We start from the raw sequence: 15408 nt of genomic DNA on the forward strand, positions 1-15408 counted from the left end.
CAACCAATTTTTACAACTGACAGGTTTCAGGTACAGATGTATCCACACCGATATTGCTAGCCTCCGGCTTTTCCCCGGAGGCGTCTCCCGACACAGCCAACTGGCTCTCTCTTGTTTGCAACAGCGCCCCTCACTTTCGGATGGATGACATGAATACCAAGACCCTGGGTTGTACCCTGTTGATTGCCGGCACCACCATAGGCGCCGGCATGCTGGCCCTGCCGCTGGCCTCCTCGTCCCTGGGCGGCCCCGCCACCCTGATGCTGATGATCGGCCTCTGGGCCCTGATGGCCTTCACCGCCATGCTGCAGGTGGAAGCCAGCCTCAGCACCGGCAAGTGGTACCTGCACCAGCTGGCAGATCACCTGCTCGGCCCCTGGGGCAAGGGCATCGCCTCCTTCTGCATCCTGATGCTGTTCTACGCCCTGGCCTCCGCCTACATCAGCGGCGGCAGCAGCCTGCTGGCCCAGGCATTGGCCGATGCCGGCCTTCCCCTCGGCCAGGAGCAGGCGGCCTGGGTCTTTACCCTGCTGTTTGGCGGCATGGTGTGCGTCGGCACCAGGCAGGTGGATTACCTCAACCGCCTGATGTTCACCGTGAAGCTGGTGATCATGGTGGCGGTGCTGGCGCTGCTGCTGCCCCGCGCCCAGGGGCAGCACCTGCTCTCCATGCCCCTCGGGGAAGGCCTGCTGCTGGCGGGCCTGCCGGTCATCTTCACCTCCTTCGGCTTCCACGGCTCCATCCCGAGCGTCATGCTCTACCTCGGGGACAACCCCAGGCAGTTGCGCCGGGTCTTCGTGTGGGGCTCCGCCTTGCCACTCGTGCTCTACGTGCTGTGGCAGGTCGCCATCCTGGGGCTGCTGGGCCAGCAATCCCTGATCCAGACCGGCGGCGCCCTGGACAGCCTGCTGGCCAACGTCGGCGGCCTGGTGAGCTGGCCCGCCTTCAACCAGGCGATGCATCTGTTTGCGGATCTTGCGCTCGCCACCTCCTTCCTCGGAGTGACCCTGGGACTGTTCGACTTCATGGCCAAGGTGACCCGTCGCAAGGACAACTGGCAGGGCCGCACCCAGACAGGCCTCATCACCTTCGTGCCGCCCCTGCTGTTCGCCCTCTACTTCCCGCAAGGCTTCATCATGGCGCTGGGTTACGCCGCCATTGCGCTGGCGGTGCTGGCGGTGCTGCTGCCGGTGGCCCTGGTGTGGCAGAGCCGCAAGCAGGCCGAGGCAGACCACTACCGCGTCCCGGGTGGCGTGCTGGCCCTGGGTCTGGCCGGTGCCATGGGGGTACTCATCGTCGGGGTACAGGTCAGCGTCAGCATGGGGTTGCTGCCCGCCCTCTGATCTCCCCGTCCCGACAAACAGAAACGCCGCAAAGAGACACGCCCCGCCAACCCAGTTGGCGGGGCGTTTCATTGGCACGGGCTCACTTGGCCGACCCGCGCCCCTCCTCGCGAAGCTCATCCAACAATGAACATTTGAGTGCAACCATGTATAGATATGTACATGACTGCGCCCCTGCCCTACACTGCTTAGCAGACAACCCATGATCCCGTGCCCGTCTGGCACGCCAACCCGGGAGGCAACATGGCCGCCACCGCATCTCTCCCCCGGCAACAGCCCGCCGTCGATCCCAGCAAGGCCCTGCCCGTGGTGTTTCGCATCCTGGACAAATGGCAGTGCAGCACGGATGAACAACTCAGGCTGCTTGGCATTACCTCCCGCTCCACCCTGAACAAGTACAAGGAGGCCAGCGGCGGCATTCGGCTCAGCGCCGATCTCCAGGAGCGGATGAGCTATCTACTCAACATCCACAAGAGCCTGCGGCTGCTGTTCAGCCTGGATGAGAGCATCTATGGCTGGGTGCGCAAACCCAACAGCCACCCCTTCTTCGCCGGGCGCAGCGCCATGGAGGTCATGCAGGGTGGGCGGGTGGCCGATCTCTACGAAGTGGCCACCCGGCTGCACGCCTGGCGCGGGGAGATGGCCTGATGTCCTCCCCGCCCTTGCGCGCCTTCCACAATGCCTGCGCCTATCGCATCATTCCGAGCCGCTTTCCCCCCATCTGCCTCTATGAAGACGTCGCTACCGCCGACGAGCTGGAGGCGGTCTGGGCCGTCGAGGCCCTGACCAACGACAGGCTGAGGGAAGAGGCGGGCGAGCTGATGCGGGTGCCCAGGGAAGACTGGCTGGTGGGGCTGCCCGGCGGCAGCTATGTGATGGCCGCCTTCACTCACCTCAATCCCGAGGGTGCCCGTTTCACCACGGGGGACTTTGGCGGCTACTATTGTGCCCCCTCCCTCGACACCGGCATCAAGGAGACGGTCTACCACAGGGAGCGGATTTTCGGGTACACCCGGGAGCCGGCCCAGAAGGTGCAGATGCGGGTGATCCAGGCGCAGTTCAGCGCCAGCCTCATCGACATCACGGGCCCGGCGTATCTGCCAGGCCCCCTCTATCACGCCACCGATTACGGCCCCGCCCAGGCCTTCGCCCGGGAGCAGAAGGTCGCCGGGGCGGACGGCATCCACTACCGCTCGGTGCGCCACCCCGGTCACGACTGTCACGTGCTCTATCGCCCCCGTCTGGTCAGCCGGGTGGACCACGCCCGTCATCTGGAGTACCACTGGAGCGGCGAGGCCATCACTCATGTGCTGGAGATCCGCCTCTACGGTGAATAGCGTCTACCAGGACAAACAAAGCCCCGCCAGATTGGCGGGGCTTTTTGTATCAACCGAACAGTGGGGGAGCCTGGCTCCCTGGCCGCTTACTGGTTGTGGCTGGCGCGACGGGGACGACGGGCCTGGGCCGGTTTGCCACCGCCGCTACCACCGGCGCCATTGCCGGAGCGACCGGCCCCCTGACGCTGGCCCTGGCCTTGCGGACGCGGCGCACGGCGCTGCTCGCTCGGATCCCGCGGCTCTTTGCGAAGCGGCGCACCGATGCCACGGGCGATGTTGTCGAGGGTCTCGCGGGAGGCTTCAAAACCGGCCACCTGCTCGCACGGAATGTTCTGCTTGGTCAGCCGCTCGATGGCCTTGATGAGCTTGCCCTCATCGGCGGCCACCAGGGAGATGGCGTGACCAGCGGCGCCAGCACGGCCGGTACGGCCGATACGGTGCACGTAATCTTCCGCCACGTTCGGCAGCTCGAAGTTGACCACCTGGGGCAGTTTGTCGATGTCCAGGCCACGGGCGGCGATGTCGGTCGCCACCAGCACCTTGACGCTGCCATCCTTGAAACCGGCAAGGGCGCGGGTACGGGCACCCTGGCTCTTGTTGCCGTGGATGGCGGCGGCGCTGACGCCGTTCTTGTCGAGGGTCTCGGCAACGCGGTTGGCCATGTGCTTGGTACGGGTGAACACCAGCACCTGCTGCCAGTCGTTGCTGGTGACCAGGTGACTCAGCAGGGCAATCTTGTTGGCCTTGTCGCAGGGGTGTACCAGCTGCTCGATGCGCTCGGCGGTGCTGTTGCGCGGGGTCACTTCGATCACCGCCGGGTTGTCCAGCAGACCGGTGGCCAGCTCGCGAATTTCGTCGGCGAAGGTGGCGGAGAAGAGCAGGTTCTGGCGCTTCTTCGGCAGCAGGGCCAGGATGCGGCGGATGTCGCGGATAAAGCCCATGTCGAGCATGCGGTCCGCTTCGTCCAGTACCAGGATCTCCACTTCGTCGAACTTGACGGCGTTCTGGTTGTAGAGATCCATCAGGCGGCCCGGGCAGGCCACCAGCACGTCCAGACCACGGCGGGTCGCCATCATCTGGGGGTTGATGCTCACGCCGCCAAATACCACGTGGCTGCGGATCGGCAGGTGCTTGCCGTAGTTGCGCACGCTCTCGCCCACCTGGGCGGCCAGCTCGCGGGTCGGGGTCAGCACCAGGGCGCGGATGCGGTTCGGGGAGACCTTGCGCTTGCTTTCAATCAGACGCTGCAGCATCGGCAGGGTGAAACCTGCGGTCTTGCCGGTCCCGGTCTGGGCGGCGGCCATCAGATCACGGCCAGCCAGTACCGCCGGGATCGCTTGTTGCTGAATGGGAGACGGGGTGTCGTAGCCTTGCTCGGCAACGGCACGCAACAAGGGTTCGGCCAGACCGAGGGAAGTAAAACTCATAGTTACCTGCTAGGGATAGGGGCGCCAAAGATCGTGGTGGGGCTCCTCTGCTGAGCCGATGCCATCTCACAGGATCCGGGCCTATAGAGAAAACAACGATTTCCCCGGGGAGCAGAGCAAAGGGGAAAGAATAGAGGCGCAGTCTAACGGAGTTGGCGCACTTAGACGAGGAAAATGTGATGCGCCTCCCAGCACGGCTGGAAATAGGGACGAAGGCAGGACAAAATGGCCCGAATCGCCGTATGTATCAATGCCCCTGCGCAGCCTGCCGGGGACGGCGCGATACACGGAACAGGAGGTTTTGATTGAAACGGAAGTTCACCCCCACCGCCCGGCGCATGCTGGGCCTCGTCCTGCCCCTGCTCTTCGCCCAGCCCCTCGCCGCCAGGGAGACCCTGTCGGTGGCCTGGAGCCACTGGCCCCCTTTCAGTCAAATCGCTGCAGACGGCACCCTCGGCGGACTGGACGTGACCCTGACCCGCCAGATCCTGGGCAAGGCAGGCGTGGAGCCCGCCTTTCGCAACCTCCCCTGGGCCCGCAATGCTGTTCACTTAAGAGAATTTGAGTTCCAGTCCACGTAGTATCAGGACAAAAAATCGAGGGAGGCATGATGCCTCCCTCTTTCTATTGCAAGCCCCGCTGGATAAAGGCTGGAGGAAGATCGACTGGACACAGCCTTGCCCCCTCAACTCAAATCCAATTTATGAATAATCAGTCAAAAAAGTGCTTATCTGAACAGCATTGCCCCTGGGCCCGGGCCCTCTACCTCATGGAGCGCCAGCAGCTGGACGTGGCCATGGGCGCCCTGAAAACCCCCGAGCGGGAGCGGTTCGCCCGCTTCTCCGCCCCCTATCGGCGCGCCAGCTTCGTGCTGCTGAGCCAGCGCCCGCAGGCCGGGGAGCCCGACGGCTGGCAAGGGCTCACAGAGCTGGCAACCCTCTGCCAGGCCAAGGGGCTTCGACTTGGCAAGCTGCGGGGTACCCGCCCCCTGCCGATGAACGAGGAGTGCCCTGCCCTCGGGCAGGCGAGTGAATACAACAGCGATGACAGGCTGCTCACCCTCTTGCTGGCGCGCCGCCTCGACGGCGTCATCATGGAGTGGCAATACGCCCGCTACCAGCTCGGGGCGAGCAATGCCATCCAGTGTCAGGTACTCTTGCACCAGCAGCCGGTGCGCCTGATGTTTGCCAAAAAGGCCGTGAACGATGAGGCGCTCGCCCGCATCGATGCCGCCATCGCCACCCTGCCCTCACCGGATCCCGCCTTTGCGCCGCCCCGCTGCCGCCTGGACGCAACCCGGCACCCATCGCTCTCGACGCCATCGGCCCCCTGACGCCGACGCCGGCAAAAAACCATGAAAAAGGCGACCCTGGGGTCGCCTTGTGGTATCTGGTGATCACTCACCTGGCCCGCAGCGTGATCAGCGCAGCTGCGGGGTCTGGGTGTGCACGCCCTGGTTCTGGGCGCGGTGGCGCAGCAGGTGATCCATCAGCACCAGGGCCAGCATGGCCTCGGCGATGGGCACGGCACGGATGCCGACGCAGGGGTCGTGACGCCCCTTGGTGATCATCTCGGTGGCCTCACCGCTGGTGGTGATGGTCTTGCCCGGCACCGTGATGCTGGAGGTAGGCTTGAGGGCCATGCTCACCACGATCTCCTGACCCGACGAAATGCCCCCCAGGATGCCCCCCGCATGATTGCTGGCAAAGCCGGTCGGAGTCATCTCGTCCCGGTGCTCCGAGCCTTTTTGCTCCACCACCGCGAAGCCGTCACCGATCTCCACCCCTTTCACCGCGTTGATGCCCATCATGGCGTGGGCGATGTCGGCGTCGAGGCGGTCGAACACCGGCTCCCCTAGGCCTACCGGCACGTTGCGCGCCACGACGCACACCTTGGCCCCCACGCTGTTTCCCTCTTTCTTGAGGGCACGCATGTATTCATCGAGCGCCTCCAGCTTGCCCGCGTCGGGGAAGAAGAAGGGGTTCTGCTCGATCTGGCTCTCGTCGAACCCTTCCGCCTTGATGGGGCCGAGCTGGGAGAGAAAACCCACGATCTCGATGCCGTGCACCTGTTTCAGGTACTTCTTGGCGATGGCGCCCGCCGCGACCCGCATGGCGGTCTCGCGGGCCGAGGAGCGGCCGCCGCCACGGTAGTCACGCTGGCCGTACTTCTGGTGATAGGTGTAGTCGGCGTGGCCGGGTCGGAACAGATCCTTGATCTCGGAGTAGTCCTTGGAGCGCTGATCGGTGTTCTCGATGAGCAGCCCGATGGAGGTGCCCGTGGTCTTGCCCTCGAACACCCCGGAGAGGATCTTCACCTCGTCCGCCTCGCGGCGCTGAGTGGTGTAGCGGGACGTACCGGGCTTGCGCCTGTCCAGATCCCCCTGCAAATCGTCTTCGCTTATCTCCAGCCCCGGCGGGCAGCCGTCGACCACGGCGCCCAGCGCCAGACCGTGGCTCTCGCCGAAAGTGGTGACCCGAAAGAGTTGGCCGAAACTGTTCCCTGCCATGAATGCTCCTTGCTGTTTAGTTCTTGTAAATGGCGAAATGGGCCTGGTACTGCTCGAGCTCTGCGCGGGTCATCACAAAGACGCCGTGGCCGCCGTTTTCGAACTCGATCCAGGTGAAGGGCACCTCGGGGAACTGGGCTTCCAGGTGGATCATGCTGTTGCCCACCTCGACCACCAGCACGCCATCCTCTTTCAGGAAGTCGGCGGCATTGGCCAGCAGACGTTTGGTGAGCTTGAGGCCGTCGGAGCCCGACGCCAGGGCCAGCTCCGGCTCGTGGCGAAACTCCTCCGGCAGATCCGACATGTCCTCGGAGTCCACATAGGGCGGGTTGGAGACGATGAGATCGTACTTGTCACCGGCCGGCAGATCCCGGAACAGATCGGAGCGAATGGGGATAACCTGCTGCTCCAGCCCGTGATCGTTGATGTTGCGCTCGGCCACGTTGAGGGCATCGACGCTGATGTCGATGGCATCCACTTCCGCATGGGGGAACTCGTGGGCCATGATGATGGCGATGCAGCCGGAGCCGGTACACAGGTCCATGATCCGGGTCGGTTCGTCTTTCAGGAAGGGGGCGAAGCGGTTGGCCACCATCTCGGCGATGGGGGAGCGCGGAATGAGCACCCGTTCGTCCACGTAGAATTCCCAGCCCGCATACCAGGCCTTGTTGGTCAGGTAAGGCGCCGGAATGCGCTCCTGCACGCGGCGGATGATGAGCTCGGCGATGCGGTGGCGCTCGCTGGTGGTCAGGCGGGAGTGGCGCATGCCCGGATCCACGTCCGGCGGCAGATGTAACGCGGGCAGCACCAGTTGCACGGCCTCATCCCAGGCGTTGTCGGTACCATGTCCGTAGAAGATCCCGGCGTCGTTGAAACGACTCATGGCCCAGCGCAACATGTCCTGGATGGTGTGCATTTCGGCAACCACCTCATCGATAAATATCTTGTCCAAATCCACCTCCAAGTCGAGTAATATCCGGCCCGAGAATTTTATACAGCGAGCAAGACGAGTACCTGATGAAAAATACGCCCTCACTCACAGACGAGGAAAGCCTGTTGTTTCGTGATGCTGTCAAAGGTACCCGGAAAATTAAGCAAGATACCATAAGGGCCTCCTCAAGCCCGGTCAAGCAGAAACGCGAAGTGCGCGAGAGCCGCGAAAAGCTTGGGGTTGACCACTTTTTCAGCGACGAGTACCAGCCCCATCTCGAGGCGGACGGGCCGACCCGTTACGTGCGCGACGACGTGTCAAAATTCGAGCTGAAAAAGCTCAAGCGCGGCAGCTACCCGCCGGAGATTTATCTGGATCTGCACGGCATGAACCAGCACCAGGCCAAGCAGGAGCTGGCGGCCCTGCTCACCCTGTGCCGAAAAGAGAACATCCACGTCGCTTCGGTGATGCACGGCATCGGCAAGCACATCCTCAAGCAGCGCATCCCGAGCTGGCTGGCCCAGCACCCCGCTGTGCGCGCCTTTCACCAGGCGCCGCGGGAGTGGGGGGGCGAGAGCGCCATCCTGGTGCTGCTGGACATCGAGGAGTGACCCCCTTCCCCGCCCCGCCTTGCCCCGGGCGAACGCCATAAAAAAACCACCGCCAGCTTGCGGTGGTTTTTTTATGGCGCCCCACAGGGGTCAGCTGGCGGCTTCCATATGTCGCTTGAAGTTATCCAGGATGCTCTGCCACCCCGCCCGCTGCTGTTCGCCGCTGTGCAGGGACTCGGCATCGAACCGCTCCTCCACCTGGGTGCCCCCCTGCTCTGCCACGAACCGCACGCTCACCTCGCGGCCATCGTCCATGACGTAGCCGAGCCCCGTCGGCGCTGTGACCTCGGTGAAGGTCCCCTCGAAATCAAACCCCGTGCTGCCATCCCGCGCCGCCATGTGGTGGCAAAAACGCCCACCCACCCACCCGCAGGTCCACCCGGCTTTGGGGGCAGTGCCACTGCGGGGAGGCGGCGTTCCATGCCATGATGCTGGCGGGGGTGTTCCAGCCCTGCCACACATCGGCAATCGGCCTGGCAACCCAGACGCTGACGCTTATCTTCATCTCTCTGATCCTCTGGCTTTCCTGCACGTTTTGCACTGTGGCACTGTCATGCCACGCCGGGCGCATCGGGCTGCGCCAAAAAGTGGGCCACCAGGGCATTGGCATGGCCGTGGCCCATGGCGTGTTCGTCCTTGAGCCAGGCCACCAGGGCCATGTGTTTGCGCTCCTCCCGCCCTGCCAGCAGGGTCAGCCAGTGGGCGATGGGCTGGCCGTATTTCTGCTCGATGGCAGGAAAGTAGGAGGCAGGCCCCTTCACCTTCGGTTGTTCATCCATGATGGCTTCTCCTCGAGGTGAGTACAGGCTCAGGGTTTGGGGGTGAACTGCTCGAACACCTGCTGTCCGGTCAGGGTCGGGGTGTCGTTCTTGAGGGCATAGAAGTCGGGCTTCTCGTCGATGAAGATCTGCCCGGTGAGCTCGAACCCCTGATCCTGAAACAGGCCGGCGGAGAGGATGTACTCGTCCGTCGGCAACAGATGGTAGAAAAGATGGGTGCCGCAGGTGGGGCAGAATCCGCGCTCCGCCCACTCCGACGAGCGGTAGGCCACCGGGGCCATCCCGGTGAACCGCACGCCCTTGCCCCCGTGCACCGCGAACATGGGCCCCCCTGACCAGCGCCGGCACATGGCGCAGTGACACAGGTTGACCTCCTTGTGATCGCCGCTCGACACGGTGATCCCGCCACACAGACAATGTCCTTCCATGATGCCTCCTGAGAGTTGGGGCGACAGACCGGGCGAACGGGTGCTCGCCTTCTTGCCGCACCAGATGAAGTAGCACGGGATCCGGGGGGCGACAACTGACCATACCGGGGCCTTACCGCGAGGCTGAGGCTCCCGGAGCGGGAAAATCCCCCTCTTTATTCATCGTATGAATGACTCAACACACCCCATGCACCGGATAAATAATGGTCAGGTTCCCTCCTGCAAGGCGATGCGATTCCCCTCGCAATCCCGACACTCCGCCACCCGGAGGCTCTCCCCGACCCGGGTGACTGGATAGAGACAGGCCCCGCCCGATGCCAGTGCCCGGGCCATGGCCCCCTCGATGTCAGCCACCCGCAGATAGATCCGGGTGCCATCCAGGCTCGGCACATAGCTCTCCCCCTTCGCCAGGGCGCCGGAGCAGCCCGCCGTGCCACTTTCCAGGGGAAAGAGCGCCATCTCGTTGCCATCGATCTGCACCCGCTCCAGCACCGTCTCGAAGACCCCCTCATAGAAGCGAATGGCTCTCTCCAGATCCTGTACCGGAATTTCAAAATGAATGGCGATGTTCATGGTCATCCTCCCTCGGTGTGAATCCGCACTCTATCAGTGCCAAAAGAGGCGCAACAAGCCAGCGCGGCGATCAACAAGGGAGGCGCGCGGCCTCCCCGGGGTGCTTGCGCTTGTACTGACTCTCAGGTCACCGGTGCCCAGGGGTCGCCCTTGCCCGGCTCGTTGCCCTGGGTCCACCACTTGGCCTGATAGATGATCCCCTTGTGGCTCACCTTGTTGCCCGCGGTGTAGACCTTGCCTGCCTCCCAGGCCGGTACCCCGTCCACCAGTGGCGTGCCGGGGTCGACCGGGGCCGGATCCAGCGTGGCCACCACCCGTACCTTGGGCCAGCTGGCGTGGGAGCCGTAGAAGTTGGTCACGCACTTCTCGTAATCCCCCGGCACCAGGGCCGAATAGGCGGTCTGGTACCCCACCAGATCACACTCGAAGGAGTAGCCGCCGGGTCTGTCCGGGTAGTATTTCCAGTTGCCGTCCCAGTTGGTGTAGAGCACGTCGGTGGCGCCGTTGAGGTTGAGGCTGCCATAGGGGATCTGCTGCCAGCAGGTGTTCTTCTCGTCCGCCAGCAGCGGGATCCCGTAGTGGGCCGCAAGCCCCTCCCAGTAGCGGATGCAGTTGACCGGCTGGCCCTTGTCTTGTTCTGCTCGCCGCACCTCGATGCCACCGTTGATGATGTTGATGGTGGTGCCAAAGCCGTAGCCGATGCCCGCCGCCAGCTCACGCTGGGAGGGCACCCAGGTCCGGTCGATGACGTGCAGCATGGCGGGTTTGGGAGCCTGGGGCGTCAGGAAGAACCAGATGGCGGAGGCGAGGTTGAGCCAGGAGTCCGCCACCAGCCCGGGGTTGTTGAGGAGCACGGTGGCGTCGCCGTCGAACATGGCCTCGGAGAAGGCGCCGTAGTTGAAGTGGTAGGAGAGCTGCTTGGCGCCGCGACCGAAATAGCCCTGACCGGTGCTGCAGGGCCAGCGCCGGTTCTGCCAGTCACTCTGGCCACACCCCGTGGTGTAGCCGGTCTGCCCCTCAGACCAACCCATCTCCCGCACGTGCACCAGGGCCTATTGCCACTCCTCCAGCCCAAGGGGGTTGTCGGAGACATTCTCCTTGGCAATGTGGCCGCCGGTCTCCTGGGCAAAGTGGGCGAAGGCGGTGATGATGGACTTCTTGCAGATGGCGTCCGCATTGCGCCCGTCCGTGTAGTCGCCGCAGAAGGCGGGGAACTTGCCCACCGCCCGCAGGAAGCGCTCGTAGGTGTACTCCGGGGCGGCCATCTGGGTCAGGAACTCCCAGTCCGATTCGGTGAAGACCCGCTCGACCCGCTTGACGTTGTCCGGGTTGCCGGGGGCGCGTGCCACGATGGCCTCCACCACCGAATTGGGCCGGGTGGCCAGGGCGTGGGACCAGATCCCGTACATGAGGTTGGCGGTCTTGGCCTGGGCCGCACTGGCAAGATCCGCCGCCGCCATCACATAGCCGCCGCTGTTCTGGGGATCGGGCTGGATTGTCATGGCGCTCTGGCCGGGCAGTGCCCAGACGAGGGCAACCAGGCAGGCGGTACGCGTGAGCATGAACATGGGTAACCATCCTTGTCTTGAAAATGTCAGGGCGAGCATAGGCATCCTGACAACTAAATTCACGACAAGAATTAAGAATTTGGCGAAATTGTGAGCCATGCCTCCCTGCACTCAGATGGCGCTCGTTTGCAGGGGGATCCAGCCCCTGGTCTTGCGGCCGCAGCCATCCGACCTGTCCGGACTCTTGCTCAGATCCCCCCTGCGCGCACCGCCCGGATCAGCAGATTGCGCGGGGTCATGGGTTTGGGACAGAAGGTGCCCACCTCCACCCGGTAGCCCTGCTCCTCGAGGAAAAGGGCGCGATCGAGCAGCAGCCAGATTTCCAGGGGACGGCGAAACAGGTGGCGCACCAGCTCCATGCGGGCGACATCGCCAAAGCGCCGCTCCCCCTGTGCCAGCAAGGCGGCGTAGTCGAGCCCCGCGGGCAAGCCCATCCCCTTGCGTTCGGCGGCCCAGTGGCAGAAATCCTCGAAGCCCCCGGTCAGCAGGCTCTTTTGCAGGTTGGGCACCGGCAGGTACTCATCCACCCCGCGCACCTGGCGCTGCAGGCAGTCGAAGGCGAGGCGCCACACCACCTCCCGCTCCCGCAGCCGGGCGATGCGGGCACCGCCGGTCACCGTCTCCTGCAGCGGCAGCTTCAAATCGCTCTTGCCAAGGCGCAGGGCACTGGCCCTGGCGGCCCGAGAGAGGGGCGCGTAGTGCTCTCCTCTGATGAGGTGGTAGCAACACGGGGAGAGGGTCACCCCCTGGGCACGCCCCTCGGCCACCCGCGTCAACAGATGGGTGTGCAGATCGCCGCAGGCATGGAGCGCCATGGCGTGATGGTGCGGGGCGATGAGGGCCCCGGACTCGGCGGCAAAGGCATCCGCCTCCACGAACCGCATGTTGGCGCCGTCGCGCGCGGCGAGCCGCCGCCCCTCCTCGCAGAGCGCCCCCTGCCACTCCAGGCTAAGGATCTCCGCGCCACGGTGCAGCGACACCAGGCGCCCCAGATGCCCCTTGCCGGCGCACCACTCCAGATAGGGACCTTGGTGGGGGGGCAGGCAGCCGGTGAAGGCCTCTATCTGCCCCTGCTTGCGTCCCGGCATGTACATCGCCATGGTCCTGGCGCACTGGACGGGCTCTGGGGCGAAAGGGGCAAGCTCGCCGAGGGCCTGCAACTCGGCCCCCGCCGGGATCCAGGGGGCAAGCAGGGTGCAGAGCGCATCCATGTCCCCGTCGAGGTGCGCTATCTCGTCAAGGGTCAGGGCTGCCAGGCACTTCGCAAGGGCTGGCGCCTCGCGGGCAAAGGCGATCCCCAAATGGTGATAGGGCTGGTATTGCCACCAGCGTCGCTCGGCGGTGAGCAAGCAGTCCAGTTGTCGAAAACGGTGGGCCAGCACGGTGAACCTGTCCTTTGGCGCAAAAAGGGAGGCTCATTCTAGCGATCTGCCGTCAAAAAGCACTCGCCTGTGCGCCGCTGGTAGCCTGACAAAAAGCAGGGATTTGTGCTATATTCCGGCCCCTCATTCGCGCAGCCCGCCACGGCGAGCAGCTTTACCCCTATAAACGGAACCCAATCATGACCATCAATGCCATCCTGCAAGCCCGTGCAAATGCCAAATGCGAGCTGTGTGGCGCAGAACATGCGCTGACTGCCTTCCCGGTGCCGCACTCCCCCGCCAGCGACGACGACCACAGCGTGGCCCTCTGCGCCACCTGCCGCGGCCAGCTGGAGCAGCCGGACACCACGGAGGTGAACCACTGGCGCTGCCTGGGTGACAGCATGTGGAGCCAGGTGCCGGCGGTGCAGGTGATGGCCTGGCGCCAGTTGAAGGCCCTCGTCGCCCGGGGCGAGCTCTGGGCCCAGGACATGCTGGACATGATGTACATGGAAGACGAGGTCAAGGCCTGGGCAGACGCCGGCGTGACCAGCGACGCTGACGACAGCGTGCCGACCGTCGACTCCAATGGCGCCGTGCTGGTGGAAGGGGACTCCGTCACCCTGATCAAGGATCTGGACGTCAAGGGCGCGGGCTTCACCGCCAAGCGCGGCACCCTGGTCAAGGGCATTCGCCTGACCAACAACCCGCTGCACATCGAGGGCAAGGTCAACGGCATGCAGATCGTGCTGGTGGCCGCCTACCTGAAGAAGGCCTGATACCGCCCCTTCAAGCCAGAAGCGCCCCCAGGGGCGCTTTTTTGTTGCCTCTGTTTCCTGCCGTTCGGGTGGCACTCGCGGGAAACTGGACTATCCTGCAAACCAGTTCCGCGGTATGCCCCTCCCCTGACTGTCAGTGCGCCAACGGAGAGGGCCTTCCCGGCACGCATGGAAAGACCCCGGGCACCCTGATCCCCATGGCGCCCACGAGACAAGGAGCCGCCCCATGGCCAGCAAGAAAGAGATCAAGAAGAAGATCGCCGCCCGCCAGGCGAAAATCGCCAAGCACGAAAGCAAGATCAAAAAGCTGAAAAAAGCCCTGAAATAGGGGCTGACAACCATTAAAACCGCCTGATGGCGGTTTTTTCATTACTGCGTTGGCCGCAAGGCGCGTCGAGTGGCCATGACTGCCAACCTCCGGCTAGCACCAATACTTCCTGTTCCAACCACAATCCCCTTTCGATCAGATATATAAGGACCTCTTCCAGTTGCTTGCCATGCTCACTCACCACGGGGACCTCCTCCCATGGGATCTTGCCTCTGCTGATCGGTTGCCCCTCCAGACGGCGGATCAGAGTGCGGGCATAGTGATGAACATAGGCCATCAAGGTGTCGGGTAGCCAAAGAGCCAACGGACGACGAAGGGCATGGGCCAGCTCGTTAGCGATATCCAATCCGCGCTGATCCAGATCGCCAAAATGGGCCCAGGGTACGGCAGCCGGCAACAGCGGGAATACCTGACGTGCCAACTTGGTATTGCGGCCAGGCACATAGAGCAACAACTCCCCCACTTGCAGCGGGTAATCCACGAAAGCTCCCTTGTTCTCCACCGTGACCAGTTGCCGCCCCTGCCACTCAATGCCATGTAACTTACTCAAGCAGCGCTCCGGTAAGACCAGCTCTCCCAATAGTGCCAGTTGCGCCCTCATGTCGTGGCGCAGTCCGTCCTGGTCGATGAGTGACAGCGGGCTCAGCGTGCGAAGTCGAATCACTTCATCCTGTGTCAGCGTGATGTCGATAGCATCATTATCTGGATCTATCCCGCTCTTGCTGTCCCCATGCCAGAGGGCATGAAAACTGGCCTGGTTTAGATGTGCGGGCAGGTCCACCCCGAGAGCCCGTATCGTGTCACGCCTGTCCGGCATCACTGGTGCAACCTGTGCCAGCTGTGCTGCGAGATAATTCCTTCCAGCATCGGTCAACACATGACGAGCCCCTCGTCCCACTGGCTTGACTCCACCCACAGCCTGCAGGAGATCTCTCAACTCGCGGCCATGCTTGCTATCGAGTGAATATCCCTGGTTATTAGTGTCTGCCAGCAAGCGGGCACAGAGATCCTGCACACGACGCTCATCAAAAAGTGACATCCTCCCCCCCTCTTTCATTGCGGTTCCATATGGCCAAGTAGAGGGGATCTTTCTGTCCACAACCGTGACCTGTCTCGCACCAAAGGAAGATCGCTCTTTCAAACCGTCACCCGTCCACAAGCTCGTGGCAGGATGGTCAGCGGTTACGATTGGCAATCCATCGACATCGGTGAAATCAGTATGCTGCGACGCCATCTTAAATGCGAAAGGGGACTCCCTCCGACGTAGGTGGGAGGGGAATTTCGCCGGGGCGTCAGCCCCGCTGGTTTTGAATGTATTGCTTGATCACCTCCAACGGTGCTCCGCCGCAAGAGCCCGCAAAGTAAGAGCGTGACCAGAGTACGGGTTTGCTGTAAGCACCTCTCAAGTCCAGAAATTCATTACGCAGTCGCCTT

The 15408-nt window shown here is 63.5% G+C and carries 17 protein-coding genes and 2 pseudogenes; 7 read left to right on the plus strand and 12 right to left on the minus strand.

Annotation, left to right across the window (positions count from 1 at the left end; translation table 11 throughout):
* Positions 1-149 precede the first annotated feature (149 nt).
* From AB5Y50_RS13820 to AB5Y50_RS13830, 3 genes are all read left to right on the plus strand, one after another.
* Positions 150-1343 carry an aromatic amino acid transport family protein gene (locus tag AB5Y50_RS13820; RefSeq protein ID WP_041211460.1) on the plus strand — a complete coding sequence of 398 codons (1194 nt, stop codon included), beginning with the start codon at positions 150-152 and terminating at the stop codon, positions 1341-1343.
* Between the two features lie 243 nt (positions 1344-1586).
* A complete protein-coding gene (locus AB5Y50_RS13825; RefSeq protein ID WP_039040750.1) occupies positions 1587-1991 on the plus strand; it encodes an antitoxin Xre-like helix-turn-helix domain-containing protein in 405 nt (134 codons plus the stop codon).
* A complete protein-coding gene (locus AB5Y50_RS13830) occupies positions 1991-2680 on the plus strand; it encodes an RES family NAD+ phosphorylase (RefSeq protein WP_049636763.1) in 690 nt (229 codons plus the stop codon). Before AB5Y50_RS13825 ends, AB5Y50_RS13830 begins: the two co-directional genes overlap by 1 nt.
* A gap of 86 nt (positions 2681-2766) precedes the next feature.
* Here AB5Y50_RS13830 and AB5Y50_RS13835 read toward each other — a convergent pair whose 3' ends face one another.
* A complete protein-coding gene (locus AB5Y50_RS13835) occupies positions 2767-4107 on the minus strand; it encodes a DEAD/DEAH box helicase (protein WP_049636764.1) in 1341 nt (446 codons plus the stop codon).
* 338 nt (positions 4108-4445) lie between these two features.
* On the opposite strand from AB5Y50_RS13835, the pseudogene AB5Y50_RS13840 reads away from it, so the two are divergent.
* Together AB5Y50_RS13840 and AB5Y50_RS13845 are read left to right on the plus strand one after the other, a co-directional pair.
* A pseudogene (locus tag AB5Y50_RS13840) lies at positions 4446-4667 on the plus strand (ABC transporter substrate-binding protein); the annotation flags it as partial.
* Between the two features lie 143 nt (positions 4668-4810).
* Positions 4811-5440 carry a substrate-binding periplasmic protein gene (locus tag AB5Y50_RS13845; protein WP_368163043.1) on the plus strand — a complete coding sequence of 210 codons (630 nt, stop codon included), beginning with the start codon at positions 4811-4813 and terminating at the stop codon, positions 5438-5440.
* 87 nt (positions 5441-5527) lie between these two features.
* Here AB5Y50_RS13845 and aroC read toward each other — a convergent pair whose 3' ends face one another.
* Together aroC and prmB are read right to left on the minus strand one after the other, a co-directional pair.
* Positions 5528-6616 (minus strand): chorismate synthase, encoded by a 1089-nt coding sequence (gene aroC, locus AB5Y50_RS13850; protein ID WP_042017130.1) that lies wholly within the window; start codon positions 6614-6616, stop codon positions 5528-5530.
* 16 nt (positions 6617-6632) lie between these two features.
* On the minus strand, positions 6633-7568 hold the full coding sequence (gene prmB / locus AB5Y50_RS13855; protein WP_049636774.1) for a 50S ribosomal protein L3 N(5)-glutamine methyltransferase: 936 nt from the start codon (positions 7566-7568) through the stop codon (positions 6633-6635).
* Between the two features lie 65 nt (positions 7569-7633).
* Here prmB and smrB point away from each other — a divergent pair, with 65 nt between their 5' ends.
* On the plus strand, positions 7634-8158 hold the full coding sequence (gene smrB, locus AB5Y50_RS13860) for an endonuclease SmrB (RefSeq protein WP_049636766.1): 525 nt from the start codon (positions 7634-7636) through the stop codon (positions 8156-8158).
* A gap of 90 nt (positions 8159-8248) precedes the next feature.
* Here smrB and AB5Y50_RS13865 read toward each other — a convergent pair whose 3' ends face one another.
* From AB5Y50_RS13865 to AB5Y50_RS13895, 7 genes and pseudogenes are all read right to left on the minus strand, one after another.
* A complete protein-coding gene (locus AB5Y50_RS13865) occupies positions 8249-8521 on the minus strand; it encodes an SRPBCC domain-containing protein (RefSeq protein WP_235696168.1) in 273 nt (90 codons plus the stop codon).
* Entirely contained in the window at positions 8466-8768 is a 303-nt protein-coding gene (locus tag AB5Y50_RS13870; protein ID WP_308443934.1) for an SRPBCC domain-containing protein, read from the minus strand. Before AB5Y50_RS13870 ends, AB5Y50_RS13865 begins: the two co-directional genes overlap by 56 nt.
* Positions 8710-8937, minus strand: coding sequence for a DUF4287 domain-containing protein (locus AB5Y50_RS13875; RefSeq protein ID WP_049636768.1), 228 nt, complete (start codon positions 8935-8937; stop codon positions 8710-8712). Before AB5Y50_RS13875 ends, AB5Y50_RS13870 begins: the two co-directional genes overlap by 59 nt.
* 29 nt (positions 8938-8966) lie before the next feature.
* On the minus strand, positions 8967-9365 hold the full coding sequence (locus AB5Y50_RS13880) for a GFA family protein (RefSeq protein WP_113977995.1): 399 nt from the start codon (positions 9363-9365) through the stop codon (positions 8967-8969).
* Between the two features lie 207 nt (positions 9366-9572).
* On the minus strand, positions 9573-9938 hold the full coding sequence (locus AB5Y50_RS13885) for a VOC family protein (protein ID WP_049636770.1): 366 nt from the start codon (positions 9936-9938) through the stop codon (positions 9573-9575).
* A gap of 122 nt (positions 9939-10060) precedes the next feature.
* Positions 10061-11506: pseudogene (locus AB5Y50_RS13890) on the minus strand (chitinase).
* 188 nt (positions 11507-11694) lie between these two features.
* Complete coding sequence (locus AB5Y50_RS13895) at positions 11695-12888, minus strand: methyltransferase (RefSeq protein WP_049636771.1); 1194 nt, start codon at positions 12886-12888, stop codon at positions 11695-11697.
* Between the two features lie 179 nt (positions 12889-13067).
* Here AB5Y50_RS13895 and AB5Y50_RS13900 point away from each other — a divergent pair, with 179 nt between their 5' ends.
* A complete protein-coding gene (locus AB5Y50_RS13900) occupies positions 13068-13646 on the plus strand; it encodes an alkylphosphonate utilization protein (RefSeq protein ID WP_049636772.1) in 579 nt (192 codons plus the stop codon).
* Between the two features lie 341 nt (positions 13647-13987).
* On the opposite strand, the gene AB5Y50_RS13905 is transcribed toward AB5Y50_RS13900, so the two are convergent.
* Together AB5Y50_RS13905 and AB5Y50_RS13910 are read right to left on the minus strand one after the other, a co-directional pair.
* Positions 13988-15013, minus strand: coding sequence for a Wadjet anti-phage system protein JetD domain-containing protein (locus AB5Y50_RS13905; RefSeq protein WP_049636773.1), 1026 nt, complete (start codon positions 15011-15013; stop codon positions 13988-13990).
* A gap of 253 nt (positions 15014-15266) precedes the next feature.
* On the minus strand, positions 15267-15408 hold a 142-nt coding region (locus AB5Y50_RS13910), incomplete at its 5' end, for a transposase (RefSeq protein ID WP_319861765.1).

The sequence above is a fragment of the Aeromonas sp. s6 genome (assembly GCF_040907815.1).
Lineage (GTDB): Bacteria > Pseudomonadota > Gammaproteobacteria > Enterobacterales > Aeromonadaceae > Aeromonas > Aeromonas caviae.